At 49.4% G+C, this 13,888-nt stretch carries 14 protein-coding genes; 3 read left to right on the forward strand and 11 right to left on the reverse strand.

Translation table 11 applies throughout. From position 1 onward, the window contains the following. Window positions 1-3 precede the first annotated feature (3 nt). Window positions 4-639, reverse strand: a complete 636-nt coding sequence (locus tag PP769_RS05255) for a HEAT repeat domain-containing protein (protein WP_312645867.1) — start codon at window positions 637-639, stop codon at window positions 4-6. Between the two features lie 48 nt (window positions 640-687). On the opposite strand from PP769_RS05255, the gene PP769_RS05260 reads away from it, so the two are divergent. Further along, window positions 688-1,458, forward strand: a complete 771-nt coding sequence (locus PP769_RS05260) for an MBL fold metallo-hydrolase (RefSeq protein ID WP_312645869.1) — start codon at window positions 688-690, stop codon at window positions 1,456-1,458. A 185-nt stretch (window positions 1,459-1,643) separates the two neighbouring features. Here the strand turns inward: PP769_RS05260 and PP769_RS05265 are convergent, their stop codons facing one another. From PP769_RS05265 to PP769_RS05295, 7 genes are all read right to left on the reverse strand, one after another. Next, window positions 1,644-3,698, reverse strand: coding sequence for a response regulator (locus PP769_RS05265; RefSeq protein WP_312645870.1), 2,055 nt, complete (start codon window positions 3,696-3,698; stop codon window positions 1,644-1,646). A gap of 25 nt (window positions 3,699-3,723) precedes the next feature. Further along, on the reverse strand, window positions 3,724-4,083 hold the full coding sequence (locus PP769_RS05270) for a response regulator (protein WP_312645871.1): 360 nt from the start codon (window positions 4,081-4,083) through the stop codon (window positions 3,724-3,726). Beyond that, window positions 4,080-5,171: a sensor histidine kinase gene (locus PP769_RS05275; protein ID WP_312645872.1), complete on the reverse strand. Its 1,092-nt coding sequence runs from the start codon at window positions 5,169-5,171 to the stop codon at window positions 4,080-4,082. Before PP769_RS05275 ends, PP769_RS05270 begins: the two co-directional genes overlap by 4 nt. A 335-nt stretch (window positions 5,172-5,506) precedes the next feature. Continuing rightward, complete coding sequence (locus PP769_RS05280; RefSeq protein ID WP_312645873.1) at window positions 5,507-6,379, reverse strand: SirB1 family protein; 873 nt, start codon at window positions 6,377-6,379, stop codon at window positions 5,507-5,509. 87 nt (window positions 6,380-6,466) lie between these two features. Next, the gene (locus tag PP769_RS05285; RefSeq protein WP_312645874.1) at window positions 6,467-7,246 is read right to left on the reverse strand and encodes an ABC transporter permease; all 780 of its coding nucleotides are present in this window, start codon (window positions 7,244-7,246) and stop codon (window positions 6,467-6,469) included. Between the two features lie 43 nt (window positions 7,247-7,289). Then, window positions 7,290-8,264, reverse strand: coding sequence for an ATP-binding cassette domain-containing protein (locus tag PP769_RS05290; RefSeq protein ID WP_312645875.1), 975 nt, complete (start codon window positions 8,262-8,264; stop codon window positions 7,290-7,292). 6 nt (window positions 8,265-8,270) lie between these two features. Then, entirely contained in the window at window positions 8,271-8,876 is a 606-nt protein-coding gene (locus PP769_RS05295) for an LON peptidase substrate-binding domain-containing protein (protein WP_312645876.1), read from the reverse strand. A 277-nt stretch (window positions 8,877-9,153) separates the two neighbouring features. Here PP769_RS05295 and PP769_RS05300 point away from each other — a divergent pair, with 277 nt between their 5' ends. After that, window positions 9,154-10,254 (forward strand): lipocalin-like domain-containing protein, encoded by a 1,101-nt coding sequence (locus tag PP769_RS05300; RefSeq protein ID WP_312645878.1) that lies wholly within the window; start codon window positions 9,154-9,156, stop codon window positions 10,252-10,254. A 42-nt stretch (window positions 10,255-10,296) separates the two neighbouring features. Continuing rightward, window positions 10,297-11,325: a WD40/YVTN/BNR-like repeat-containing protein gene (locus PP769_RS05305; RefSeq protein WP_312645879.1), complete on the forward strand. Its 1,029-nt coding sequence runs from the start codon at window positions 10,297-10,299 to the stop codon at window positions 11,323-11,325. Between the two features lie 56 nt (window positions 11,326-11,381). Here PP769_RS05305 and PP769_RS05310 read toward each other — a convergent pair whose 3' ends face one another. The 3 genes from PP769_RS05310 to PP769_RS05320 all read right to left on the reverse strand — a co-directional run bounded on the left by PP769_RS05310 (window position 11,382) and on the right by PP769_RS05320 (window position 13,747). Beyond that, on the reverse strand, window positions 11,382-12,308 hold the full coding sequence (locus PP769_RS05310; protein WP_312645880.1) for a hypothetical protein: 927 nt from the start codon (window positions 12,306-12,308) through the stop codon (window positions 11,382-11,384). A gap of 223 nt (window positions 12,309-12,531) precedes the next feature. After that, window positions 12,532-12,924: a response regulator gene (locus PP769_RS05315; RefSeq protein WP_312645881.1), complete on the reverse strand. Its 393-nt coding sequence runs from the start codon at window positions 12,922-12,924 to the stop codon at window positions 12,532-12,534. 337 nt (window positions 12,925-13,261) lie between these two features. Then, a complete protein-coding gene (locus PP769_RS05320) occupies window positions 13,262-13,747 on the reverse strand; it encodes a hypothetical protein (protein ID WP_312645882.1) in 486 nt (161 codons plus the stop codon). Window positions 13,748-13,888: the final 141 nt, after the last annotated feature.

Below are 13,888 nucleotides of genomic sequence, written 5' to 3' on the forward strand. Positions count from 1 at the left end.
CACTTATCGTATTCGTTCCAACGCTTCTCGGGACCGGCTGCGGACCGTCTGGTCCCAGTCTTCTTTCATCTTTTCTTCCAGTATCGCCTTCGCATCTTGAGCCCGCATGCGGCCCAGGGCCAATGCGGCACAAGCTCGCACATGGGCATGGTCATCTTCCAACGCACGAATCAACAACGGGATCGAGGCTTGATGTTTCAAGACCCCCAGGTAACTGGCTGACATTCCCCGTATGCGATGTTGTTTGTCACCAAGTGCCGTCTTCAATGTCCAAATAAAGAGTTCCGCCATGGGTTCGGTGACGGTCTCCAATCCTTCGGCTTCAAATTGGTTCACTTCAATCAGTGTAAAGGCCAAATCCCGCCGTTTTTGGGCTGAAGGTTCTTTTTGAAAGCGTTGGAGGAGCCGATCACGAAGCTGAAGACGTTCTTTGCGAGCGCGCCATTTTTTTGTGCTGACCCATATTCCTATCCCTAAGACAAGAATGCCTCCGAGTATGGGGAGGATCTCATCGGTAATGTAATCCTGAGTGTCAAACGTCAGATGATTCCATATCCATATGACTGCTACGATCAGGCCCAGACCTAATAGGCCGATAAACGGATTGATGGAACGGGTTGTCTCGGGTTGTGTTGCCATACGAGGTGTGGTTACCACAGAGTCTTTATTTGCCGACAGGGTATAACAATGAAGCTCACCATACTAGGTTCAGGAACCAATATTCATCCTACCCGCGCTGCGGCCGGGTATGTCTTCGAGACGGACCGGCCTATTCTACTGGATTTTGGTCCGAGAACGCTCTCAAATTTATTACAAACCGGCATAGATCGCCATACGATTCAACACCTACTCTTTACCCATTACCATGCGGACCATTTTTCTGATTTTATTCCATTTTTCTTTGATGCCGTGTGCCATTCAAAATTCGCGCAGGTTCGACCCGACCTCACGATTTATGGTCCACCCGGCACTCAACGACTCTTTCGAACCATTTTCCGGACATTTCCCAATTTTTCGGGTTCACCCTTCCGGGTGACCCTCAAAGAGGTCCATGATCGGCCGTTTGTGATCGGCCACACACAAATCACGCCCTTGCCCATGATCCATTCTGAGCAACAGATCTGTCTTGGCTATCGTCTTGAGTATCAGGGCCGGTCAGCGGTTGTTTCGGGAGATGCGATGGCCTCACCGAACCTGTTTCGCCTATGTCAGAATGCGGATCTGGCGGTCTTGGACTGCTCTTTTTCGTCTCATCAACCAGGTGGATCGCATATGCATGCGGAAGAATGCGGAAAAGTCGCAGAAGAAGCCAATATCAAAAAACTTATTCTTTCGCATTTTTATGAGACGGCCGATCGGTCGAATGTTGTGGCCCAAGCCCGCCGATTTTTTTCAGGACCCGTCATCAAAGGCAAGGACCTTCAAGCCTTTCAAGTGGGGAGAGCATTGTCAAAATAGTGTTGGAGAATGAAGCGAATCTGGCCTAGGACCTGACCCCTATTCTTTTTGGGAATTTGGCAATTGCCAGAACCTGCACATGCAAGCCTCCAATAGTGTGCCGCCTGCAAATTGCCATCGGGCTGACGCTCTAATGTCTGGGCGGACCTTGTCTGAGCCATAGCCAACCCAAATGACGTTCCTTATCACACGTTTCCTCCATGTTTCTGCCCCAAGACTTGATGAAGAGCAATGGCAAGATCTCGAATCAAGAGAGGTTTCCTTAAACAGGTTTGTATTCCTGTCGCTTGGACTTTCATAGATTCACTGCTTTGGCCGAAACTGGTGCAAAGAATAATTGGGAGGTTAGGTCTGATCTGCAAAATCTCGCGTGCCAACACTTCACCGGTCATGTGAGGCATGGTCATATCAGTAATCACCGCATGAAAAGCGTCCGGAGCGTTACGGAAAACCTCCAGTGCTTCCACGCTGCTCGTTCGAACCTCGACCGTATATCCGAGATCCTCTAAAGCCTGCTTCCAGAAAAAAACCAGGACCTCCTCATCATCCACAAATAAAATATGTCCACTCCCTCCGGGGATGGAATCCTCAGAAGGTGTCTCAACTGCAGCAGGCACGTCGAGATGAGGGAGATCGATTTCAAAGACAGTACCCTGCTCTGGTGTACTTTCCACTCTGATAACTCCTCCGTATTTGGTGACAATGCTGTGTACTATTGCTAGACCTAAGCCGGTTCCACCCGACTCCTCTTTTGTGGTGAAATAGGGTTTGAATATCTGCTCACGTACCTCGGCGGCCATACCAAGGCCTGTGTCTGCTACGGTGATCCGAACATACGCTCCTGGGTTCTGATGTAGTTGGGAAGCAGCGACTTCGGAGGGTACTTCGATAGACTCCAACCGTATTTTCAGGATGCCCCCCTTCTCCCCCATTGCATGGTAAGCGTTCGTGCAGAGGTTCATCATCACCTGATGAATCTGTGTGGGATCTGCTAAAATGACATCCGATTCCGTGTTGTAGTGTTGCTGGACCTCAATGGTGGCAGGCAGGGATGCCCGAAGTAGCGACAGGGCTTCCTGAATGATTGGGCGAAGCTGTATTGGTCTCTGCCCCTGTTCACTTTGACGGCTGAATGCGAGGACCTGCCTGACAAGATCTTTAGCTCGATTCCCAGCCGCGAGCACTTCTTGTAGGTTGCTATAGATTCGGCTTTCCTTTTGAACGAGATGCATACTGAGATCAGCGTATACGAGGATCGCCGACAGGATATTATTGAAATCATGAGCAATTCCACCAGCGAGAATGCCCATGACTTCCATCTTTTGCGCTTGGCGAAGTTGAGTCTCCGCTTGACTAAGAGCCTCTTCGGCTTTCTGCCGTTCAGTAATATCAAGAACGATCGCCACGAACACTGGTGAAGATTCAAAAGTTGAGCACTCGAGATGCATCTCGACCGGATACGTCGTCCCATCCTTTCGTCGGTGAGCAGAGATAACCTGAACACGGTGTTGATTCCCAATCCGGAGTGCTTCGAGCTGTTCTCTAAGCGGCCCAGGAGAAACCTCTTCCAAAAGATCGGGAAGCGAGAGGCCTCGAAGCTCCTCCATTGAATACCCAAGATTTTCCCGTGCACCCTTATTCACCAGTATACATCGTAGGGTTTCACCATCAAACACATAGAGCTCGTTCAAGGAGGTCTCTAAGATCCGTCCAAATTCTGCTTGTCTCTCTTCCGCATGTTTGCGCTCTGTGATTTCTTTTTCAAGGTCCAGCATCTTTTTCTCTAGCTTCATCACCAGCCGTTCGCTATATAACCGGAAGACTTCCTTCTCCTCTTGTGAATCAGGCGGTTTAGAGATGACCTTGCCTTGCTTTCTATCGCTGACTATTCCTTTTATAATCTTCATGAATTCATCCGGCTCTTTGGGTTTCCGAATAAATTTGTCAGCTCCTAATCCTAGAGCGAACTCTTCATCTTTTTCGTCCGTATACGTCGCTGTATAGAAAACCAATGGGATCGCCTTCAATTGTTCTTCTTTCTTGACATTCCGACAAAGCTGAAAACCATCCATGACAGGCATAAGAATGTCAGAAACTATGAGATCAAAGTTTCTCACATGAAGTTTTTCCAAAGCCTCGGCTCCGTTATTCGCTGTCTCAACCTCATACCCATTTCCCTTCAACAGAAAGTCTAAGAGATAGAGATTCTCTTTTTTATCATCCACGATTAGGATTCTCATGTTCTTCTCACTTCATAGCGATTATCTACATGTGTTTTCCTAACTCTGCCATAAAGGTGTCGGGATTAAGGGGCTTTTCGATATAACCGGTGCAGCCAGCAGCGAGGGATCTCTCCCTGTCACCAGGCATGGCATAAGAAGTAAAAGCGATAATAGGAATCTTTGATCCTACCTCAGAGGCTCGTATCCTTTTTGTGGCTTCAAGGCCATTGAGGTCAGGAAGCTGTATATCCATGATAATCATATCGAGCTTTTCTTTGATTGCCAGTTCAACTGCCTGCGCTCCATTTCTTGCCTCGATGACCTCATGCCCATGTTGCTGAAGGATGAATCTTGCCAAATACATATTGGTTTCGTTGTCATCGACTAACAGGATTTTCTTCACTCCTTTGATTCCTCCTTATACCTCAAGGGTAGAACAACGGTAAATTCACTACCCTCGCCATAACGACTCTTGGCCCAGACCTCGCCCCGAAGTAGATTGACCAGCTTCTTGGTGAGATACAATCCAAGTCCGGTTCCCTCTTGCCGTTTGGTAATGGACACACCAACCTGTTGAAAGGGTTCAAAGAGCTCATGCATGTCCTCTCCTTTGATCCCTATCCCGGTATCCCTCACCGTGATCTCTACTTTTTCATCGTTTAACGCCTTGGCTGCCACCTCTATGGTTCCATGGTCAGTGAATTTTACAGCATTGCTGCACAGATTCAACAAAACCTGTTTTGTGCGTCTTTTATCACTGAAAATCGTGATGTCTTCGGGTACGTTCGTGAGAATTTCCAAGCCCTTGGTCTGAGCAGCAGGAGAGACACTCTCCTTCGTCTCGGTCACCAGTTCATCAATCCCAAATTCCTCAAGGGAAAAGTCTATTTTCCCAGCCTCAATCTTAGAGACATCCAAAACGTCGTTGATAAGGGTTAGAAGATGATTGGCGCTGTTCTTCACCATGCCAAGCTGTTTCCTTTGCTCCTCGGTAATCTCGCCAGCCATTCCCTTCAACATGATACCCGTAAAGCCAATAATGGAATTCAATGGTGTCCTCAGCTCGTGGCTCATGCTGGCAAGGAAGACAGATTTGTGACGATTGGCACGCTGAAGATAAATGTTTGCCTGTTCAAGCTCTCCAGTTTTGGCCTCAAGATCACGGGTTCGCTCTTTGACTAGCGCTTCTAGCTGCTCTTGATACTTTTGCAGTTCCTCTTGTGTTCTCTTCCGTTCATCGATTTCCTCAATGAGCTGTTGTCGAAGAGTATCGTGCCGATGCGAAACGATGAAAGCCACTATACCAGCGCAAAGACTGCCGAAAATGATGGTAGTCACCTGCGATTGCCATCGTTCGAAATCGGGATAAAAGAATTCTTCGACCAACTCAAATGTAATCAACCCCAGTAGAACAAGCAGGTAAGTGAGAATCACCGAGTTCATTGTTTTCTTGGCCGGGATCGATCCCCAGATTTGTTGAAGGTATTTCATCACTAGGGCTCCAAGGCTTGGTTGTGAAAGCCTCACGGCAGGAATAGCCAGCCTGCTTTCTGCCGGATCAACTTGATTTTAACGTCCCTCTATTGCACTCCACACGATTTCGTTGTTGAGCCATACCAAGTATAAAATATTTCTGATTAGGTGGCTTAGACTAGCCCGTGAGGTGAAAAAGTGCAAAAAAACGACTGATCCAGAGATCAGAAAGCACAAAACTTAAAAAAAGATAGGCTGAACTGGGAATGGAAAAATAATGGCGCTATTGGGACACGGAATCTTGGACGCATCATGCGCCATCTCGAATGATGGTCACTTATTTGGGAAAGTCTTTAGGGAAAGGGATCCTGATCGGCGGAAGATTCCTGCAGGATTTGAAGCAGAGTCTCTACCCGCTTCGTCATGGGATTCTGTTCTTCCCGCTCATAAATACTCAACAGATTTCGGAGCATGCGGGCAAGAATCAACCGTGTCGGACTCTTTTCCAAAAACTCAGGAGAATAGTCCAAGCCGGATGCCGTAATAAATTGTTCACAGTCTTGTTCCCGTAAGAGTGCTCCACCGTTAAAGCAATCCACAAATTGCGGAATCGGCTCTCCTTCAATCTTTACCAGGAAATGTCCAGGCATTCCGACCCCGCAGAGGGGCAAATTTAAACGGTTTCCCACAAACACATAGATGGCCGAGAGAGAAATGGGGATCCCCTGCCGCGATTCGATGACCCGATGCAGATAGCTATTGTCTGGGTCGTGGTAATGGATGCGGTTGCCGGAAAATCCCTTGTCTTTAAAGAGGAACGCGCTGAGGAGTCTGGCGACTTTACCAGGCGCAGAACCTTCGGAATACCATTTCTTTCGAAACTCTTCAGTGAGCTGATCGAGGCATTGCTGATAATGGAGAATATCGACATTCGGGTAGGCCATCTTGGCGATGAGGAAGGCCCCCTGCTCCCAATCCATCTTCCGGGAGCAATGGGTAACAAACGTGCTGAATTCCTCTTTAAGTTGCTCAAAAAGAATTTCATTTTTGACAAAAGCGACCCGGGATTCCAATGTCGTATCATCCGTGCCGGCTTTTTCCAGAAATGGTAAGGCTGAGGGCCCCATACGGACGAATTCGTGCTGGATCGTTTTGGCGACCTGTTCGTTGGGGTCGGATAACAAACGAAGCAGAGCCTGAATTTTTGTCTCCGAAGGTGAGTGCAAGAAAGTTCGTCCCGGGTAAATACGACAACGCCTCCCCAAAGGATAAAGAAGCGTCCCATCGAGGAGTTTATAATGTGGTAAAAAGCGTTAGCCGACCGAGCGCCTGAACGCGCGGGCTCCCCCATAGAGACACAAGGCGTCAAAGGCGGCGAGGACTCCAAGGGCGATAGCTACCTGAGGGAGCGCCTCGCTCCAACCGGTAAGAATCAATGGCCGGATGGCATCAATGACCCAGGTCATCGGATTGAAAAATGCCAGTGTTTTCATCCACCCCGGCATTGCCGCTAATGGTACGAGCGCGGAGCTGAGAAAGATCATCGGGAGCGAAAGGAAGCCCAACACCGAGAAGAAATCTCCATGACTCTTCACGGAAAACGCCATGGCCATGGAAATGGCCGTGAGCCCGACACCAAACAGCATGCCGATCACCAATATGAGTGCGATTCCTAATATCCCGGTTTCCGCACTCACGCCGAATAAAAAGGCCACGCCCAGAATAACCAGAATTTGCATGGCGGTGATGGCCATCACAAATAAAAACCGACTAAGGATCACGGACGAACGTCTGATGGGGGTTGCCATCAGTCGCTCCAGAAACCCGTTTTCTTTATCAAACAGTAGGTCGACGCCACCGGCCAGCCCGTTATTGAGAACGGTCATCACGACAACACCGGCTGCAAGAAAACTCATGTAATTCGGGGCTTGGACGACCTGTATATCGGCTGCTCGCTGAAACAGGTTGCCGAAAAAGATGAGCCAAAACAGCATGGGCTGTATCAGCGTAAACAACATACTGAACTTTTCCCGGCTCAATCGCTTGACCCATCGATTGGTCAGGGCAAGTACCTCTTGAATTTGCTCATTCATGGAGAAACCTTTCCAGCACAGTGAAAAACTATAGGATAAGATCTTAGGTCGTGGGTTCAGGGGGTTGGTCTTTGAGGGACCGGCCTGTGTGAGCCACAAACACGTCGTCTAGCCTCGGCCGATGATATTCGATTCCATCAAGGAGACATCCTACTCGATTTGTGGCCTCGAGAATAGCAGGCAATGCCTTCTCGGGAGCATCGACGCGGATATCAAGCCCTTGTGGAGTGGGACGAATGGCACGTACGAAGGGCAAGGCTTTTAAGGCGGTTGAGAGGGTTTCGAGAGCCTGAGGCTGAGGGTCTCCAAGAGTGAGCCAGACGCCATCGCCACCTAAACTGGCCTTTAAGTCCTTTGGAGAGCCAATGGCGCGGATTTCACCGCGGTCAATGATAGCAATTCGATCACAAAGCTGGTCGGCTTCATCCAGGTAATTGGTGGTCATGACGATGGTCATGCCCTGCTCGCGCAATTTCCGCAGGTATTGCCAGATGTTGAGGCGGCTTTGAACGTCAAGGCCGAGTGTGGGTTCGTCCAAAAAGAGTACCTTGGGATTGGGCAATAAACCGCAGGCAATATCCAATTTGCGCTTCATCCCACCGGAATATCCTTTGGCCACGCGATCGGCATGCTCTTCCAGATCGACCAGCCTCAGGAGCGATGCAATCCTGGTGAGGGCTTCATTTTTTGGGAGATGATAGAGATCCGCAAGCAACAGCAAATGCTCCCGACCGGTAAGAAAGCGGTCGATAGCCCGTTCCTGCGGAACGTAGCCGATCATCCGTCGAATGGTATCGGCTTCTTTGGCGACATCATGTCCGAAAATGGTTGCGGTCCCGGAGGAGGGACTGAGGGTCGTAATTAAAATTCGAAGCGTGGTACTCTTTCCTGCTCCGTTGGGTCCCAGAAGGCCAAAAATTTCTCCCTGCATGACGGAGAGGGAGAGATTCTTCACCGCGGTCACGGTGTCGTAGGTTTTCCCCAGCCCTTTAACCTCAATGGCAACGGCATCAGACATGGTGTGTTATCCTTGTGCCGTTCGAAGATCGGCAAGTTTAAAGCGGATGAGATCAATCAGGCGGCGAGCTTGCTGGATGAGATGGCCGGATTCAAGTAAAAATTGTTTTTCCACGGGTGACAAATCAAGACCGGCTGAAAGGTTATGAACAAGAATGGAATCCGTGAGTTTGCCAGAAGCGATCACCTGACACAACTCATGAGCCTTTTTCCAGGTCAAATATTCTTGGGTAATTTGCTCCAGATTGATGCGGGTTTCGGTGTCCAGGGAGGGTTCGCCCTTTTGCGCATTCGGAATAATTCGTGCTTGGCGGTAGGGCGTTGAGACCTCTTGCTCTTCAAAGGTACATCGCTGAAGGCCTTGCAACACAATATTAAGCCGACCGTCAGCCAGTTTGTGTGAGCTGATAATTCGCCCCACACATCCAATGGGATAAATCGGCGGATCCGCCTCATACTCGTCTTCCCAACCGTCCTTGAGCAAGACCATGCCAATGCAATCTCCCTGACCGGATGCGTCGTGAACCATTTCCCGGTATCGGGGTTCAAAGATGTGTAAAGGCAAATAGGTTTCAGGGAAAAATACGACGTTGGGCAGTGGAAAAATTGGCACGCTGTCCGGTATCGGAAATTTGCCGAATTCGGCTGATGGAAAATCTGAAGGCATGGGGTACGATAGCGGAGATTTTTCGGGAAAGTCAACGTAAGATCGTGACCCAAAGGAGTTCGGTAAACTGAGAAAATCCTTGTGTGCCAAGGGATTTGTACGCTATGTAAGGTCGTGGTATAAACGGAAACATGAAGTGGACGAACGCCTTCACCCACGCGACGGTTCTGCAGGTCTTGAGGTGAGCACGAGATCCTTGTGGCGAGAGATCTCGCTCCTGTTCATGTTTTCAATTCTTGGGATTTCGGAGGTCTTTGCAGAGACTCCCAGCGTTGGATTTCATGAATTTACTCCTGCCCGCCCCGGATACGTCTATGCGTTCCCCCGGGATCATGGCAGTCATGAGCAATTTCAGACAGAGTGGTGGTATTTTACCGGACATCTGTCCACCACGAATGGCCGACGGTTTGGGTACGAATTGACCTTTTTTCGTCGTGGAATTGACTCACCCGATGCCTGGAGTAATCCTTCTGCATGGGCCATGCGACACCTGTACTTTGCCCATTTTGCATTAACCGACGAAGCAAATAACCAATTCCGGTTTGCAGAGAAGCTGAGTCGTGCCGGAATCAACAAGGCCGGAGCTGAAGGGGATCGGCTCCATGTGTGGATCGATCGGTGGTTGCTGAAGGCGGTGGCACCCGATCATCGACAATTTCATCTACAGGCGCAGGCTGAAGATTTTTCCATTAATTTGATGCTCGAATCGGGTAAATCCCCTGTCATTCATGGCATAGACGGAGTGAGCCGGAAAGGCCGGGAGGCAGAGGCCACCTCCCATTATTATTCAATGACCCGACTTCAGACCACTGGATCGGTGGTAGTACAGGGGGTGCCGCTGGCGGTCAACGGCGTTAGTTGGATGGATCATGAATTTGGATCTGCGGACCTCTCGGAAGGTCTCGTTGGATGGGATTGGTTCAGCCTGCAACTTGAGAATGATTATGACATCATGGCCTATGGGCTTCGCCGTTCGGATGGAACCTTTGATCCTGCATCCAGTGGAACATTGGTGAGGCCAAACGGATCCTCGACATCCTTTTCCCTTGATGCGCTCAAGGTAAGCGTTCAAGACCATTGGACCAGTCCGGCCAGTGGTGCGCGTTACCCTAGTCAATGGACGTTATCTATTCCGTCGGAAAAGGTGAAGTTGAATATCTCTCCCAGAATGGCCAATCAAGAACTCATAACCGGGCGAAGTACCGCTGTGACATACTGGGAAGGAGCCGTGGATGTCACCGGGCTTTGGAAGGGAGAGAATATTCATGGCCAGGGCTATGTCGAACTGACCGGATATGCCGAACCGTATCGCCCATCACGATAACGTGGGACTTCTTGACATTTGGCAATGACAATCCCTTTTAAGATGTCCCGAATTCTTGTGACCTTTGTTGTGTCCCTGGTGCTCGGATTGACGGCCTGCGGTCAACGAAGCGATACCATTGTGTCCATTGCCTTACATCCCACCAAACCCAACATTATTTATGTGGCCACGGATGAAGCTGTATACAAGTCTTCCGATACGGGGGCCACATGGACCAGATTTGCGGGAGAATTAGCCCGGACCCGAGTGATTACTCTTGCCCTTGACCCCCAACTGTCTGCCACCGTGTTTGCGGGAACGATGGGCGATGGGACCTATAAAAGCCCGGATGGGGGCCGAACGTGGCATCCCTACAATTCCGGGATTCAGAAAGGCACGATCTCGGCCATTGTTAATCAGATTGTGTTTAATCCTTTAGGGACGGAGATGGTTTATGCGGCGACAACCGTTGGAGTTTTTCGAAGTTTGGATGGTGGTCGACATTGGACTGAACGGATGCAAGGCATGACGGAGGTGAGTTTTGTGGTGACCCTGGCAATTGATCCCCAGCGTCCAAATGTCTTATACGCGGGGACGACGGGAGGCGTCTATCGCACGTTCAATGCCACAGAAAGTTGGGAAAAAGCATCGACGGGCATGGTGGCTTCAGATGCCAAAATGGCTTCAATGGTGTTGGGAGTCAATGGAATCGTGGTTGATCCAACGAATAGTAACGTGGTGTATGCAGGGACCACAGATGGATTATATAAATCAACCGACCAGGCCGAACACTGGACAAAGATCGGAGGTAGCGTTCAACATGCCTATATCAGTGCCATTCAACTGGATCCCACTAACCCGTCAATCCTGTATATGGCGACAAGTGATCGGGTTCAAAAAAGTGAGGACGGAGGAGAAACCTGGCAACCGAAAATACAGGGATTGGAGGCAGCCAGTATTCGAAGTCTTCAGATGAGCCCCCTGGATCCCCGCACTTTGTATGTCGGCACGAATGGAGGAGGGTTGTACCGAACCACGGATGCCGGAGACTCCTGGAGCCGGTTACCTCTTACTCCGGCATCTGGTGAATAGGAGCCTCGAATCTTTCCCTACAATATCTGTTTCATGGGTGCCTACATAAGCAAGAGTTATTGCCCCTTCCAGGAATCAGGAAGCAGGAACGAGAGGTCCATCATAAGTTTGCCCCCATAAGTTGGGCCGAAGTCTTGCCCGTTTAATTGATCGTTCCATGTTTCAAACGTAAACGGGTGGGCACGGATCGCAACAGTCCAAAAGCGCTCCTCCAAGGAATTTCCCTGGTTTCCATTAAACATTCCGGAATCAATGGTGGCGCCGATTTCGACTTCAAACAAGGGACGTAACGTTTTCTCATCATACCAGCCATAGCTGAGAGAGCCTTGTGCGGCAAATGAATGGTTGGCTAAGTCCTGGAATGCGGCGCCGTTGAAAAGTCGCCCGGCCCTCACCATTCCGGACAATCGGAGAGGTCTGAACAGATCCGCAATCCAGCCGTTCTGTGTTCCACTCAGATAGTCGATGGTTTTTAACGGTGACCAGCGGCGAAAACCCCCACGGGCAAAGAGTTCCTGATAGAGGCTTCCCGTCTGTCCCCCGCCCCCAAGAAACAGTATCCGGCGCTGTCCCGGGAGTTCTCCCCATCGGGTGATTGAACCGGATATGGTAAAATCGGTCTCTTTTCGTTTCGTTCCAACCGGAACCTGAGGGATATCAAACAGCTGGTCATGGACGAAATCGTTTTGAAGGGATTCTGAAGGCTGATTTCTCGTAGGGCCAATTCCGAATGTCAGATTGGTGCTCCATCCTTCGAGGGAATTTGACCAGTGGCGGGTCCAACTGGTGGTAATAAGGTTTAATCCGATGGTTTCCCGAATGCCATTAAACCGCTCCCCTTCCCCATTAAATTCAGTAAAGCGAAATATGGAAAGTCCGGTGGTAAGCACCGGTTCTTGATCGGGAAAGTCGAGCGCGCCCCAATGAATACCTGGCGCGGAACTTTCCGACCTTGCCGGTTGTGGAAAAATCCACCAACTCAAGCAGGCGATCAGGATCAGGGAAATACCTAGAGATGAAAAGAATCCGCAAGCCATAGCCAAAAATGGGAAGTTCAATATTGCCGAGCGGTAGTTGGCTGATTCCCAGCAAACGGCAATGCCTTAAAACATTTCCTGAAATGTGGGGGATGACCCTACAGCAGGCTTACTCTTGAGTTATCTAAGTCGATACGACCTTTGATGCGATCAACAGGGAGGGGGGAGTTTAGAAATCGAGAGCCTCGTGTACTTTTTCGACAAGCTCACGGAAATTACAGGGTTTGTCAATAATGGCATAGGCGCCAAGTCCCATGGCTTTGTGCTTGTGTATTTCGTCAATAACTCCACTGAGCAGGATGACCCGAGGAGTTCTGCCGTTCAAGGTTCCGTTGACTCTTTCCAATAAGGTCAGTCCACTCATGATAGGCATGTGATAGTCAGCCAGGACGAGATCGACTTCGTTGTCTTCTAACCACGCAAGTGCTTCGGCGCCGTTTTCCGACTCGGCGCATTCAATTCCGGAGGATTCTAATGCTCCCCGTACAGTTCGGCGGACGGCAGGCTCATCATCCACAATCAGTACAAGTTTTCTGAGAGAGGGAGAATGTTTGTTCACCACGATGTGTTCCTCGGAAACACCATAAGAACATTCAACTTTTTTCTAGGATCAGTTTGTTCGTTCTTTTAGGGCAAATGTACCCTATTGTTGCATACGTAATGTGACTTGGGGAATACCCTCACCGTATATCTTGTGTTATTTTTTATCAACAACACAATGATTGAGGAGAGAACCGGTGACACCTCGGGGCTTGGGAGAATCAGAAGGTAGATTGTGCCGGATATCAAAATTTTCAGAGATTGCCATCTGGTTCATCAAAAATTTTCTTCAACCGGTATCCCTGGATAACGGCCTGGTATGGAGAGGACAAGTCAGTTCGATAGAGAAAGCGAAGGGCTTATACCTGGGCTTTTTGGAGACAGGACCCTGATAATTGCGATTTGACTGATTCGTAAATAGGACTTCCTGGAAGAAGTTCTATTCCTGGCATTCCGGATGCAATCGCATGCTGCACAGCCAAACGGGCGACTCTCATGCGTGGGATGGTCTGGGATGGAAGTGCTTCTTGAAGTGCAATGAAAGTACCAGGAGGAATCTTGACAGAAAAGAGATCGTCGTCAGGGGAGGAAAAGATAAAGCACTCAATATTGGAAGACCCGACACGATAGGTCAATTTGAATGTGATGTTGTGGGGCTGGAGGGAGTCATCATCAGAGGGAAATTGTTGAAAGGTGCTTTCGACAATATCCTTGGATACGCCTGAGGGAATTCCCGGAATCCACTCTGGCATGGTTGAAAGCCCACGGTGGCAATAGCCCGTAGGGGTTTTCGCCACTCGCCAGGTGACGCCTTCGATGAAGAATGACAGAATTCGTAAAGCCATGCCAAGTTTAAGAAAATTTTTTGAGCGTGTATCGTTTGTGCAAGTATATCGGCCGAATCATTCGATTCATTAGCATACTAGGGAACCTGGGGCTCACGCAATTCCAGTCACGACAAGAGTCGTGATGGAAGATACAGTGTT

The sequence above is a fragment of the Candidatus Nitrospira allomarina genome (genome assembly GCF_032050975.1).
Lineage (GTDB): Bacteria > Nitrospirota > Nitrospiria > Nitrospirales > UBA8639 > Nitrospira_E > Nitrospira_E allomarina.

Excerpts from the sequence above, each read along its gene's own strand:
- PP769_RS05255 (WP_312645867.1), bottom strand. The coding sequence starts at position 639 with ATGGCAACACAACCCGAGACAACCCGTTCCATCAATCCGTTTATCGGC.
- PP769_RS05260 (WP_312645869.1), top strand. The coding sequence starts at position 688 with ATGAAGCTCACCATACTAGGTTCAGGAACCAATATTCATCCTACCCGC.
- PP769_RS05265 (WP_312645870.1), bottom strand. The coding sequence starts at position 3,698 with ATGAGAATCCTAATCGTGGATGATAAAAAAGAGAATCTCTATCTCTTA.
- PP769_RS05275 (WP_312645872.1), bottom strand. The coding sequence starts at position 5,171 with ATGAAATACCTTCAACAAATCTGGGGATCGATCCCGGCCAAGAAAACA.
- PP769_RS05285 (WP_312645874.1), bottom strand. The coding sequence starts at position 7,246 with ATGAATGAGCAAATTCAAGAGGTACTTGCCCTGACCAATCGATGGGTC.
- PP769_RS05290 (WP_312645875.1), bottom strand. The coding sequence starts at position 8,264 with ATGTCTGATGCCGTTGCCATTGAGGTTAAAGGGCTGGGGAAAACCTAC.
- PP769_RS05300 (WP_312645878.1), top strand. The coding sequence starts at position 9,154 with ATGTTTTCAATTCTTGGGATTTCGGAGGTCTTTGCAGAGACTCCCAGC.
- PP769_RS05305 (WP_312645879.1), top strand. The coding sequence starts at position 10,297 with ATGTCCCGAATTCTTGTGACCTTTGTTGTGTCCCTGGTGCTCGGATTG.
- PP769_RS05320 (WP_312645882.1), bottom strand. The coding sequence starts at position 13,747 with ATGGCTTTACGAATTCTGTCATTCTTCATCGAAGGCGTCACCTGGCGA.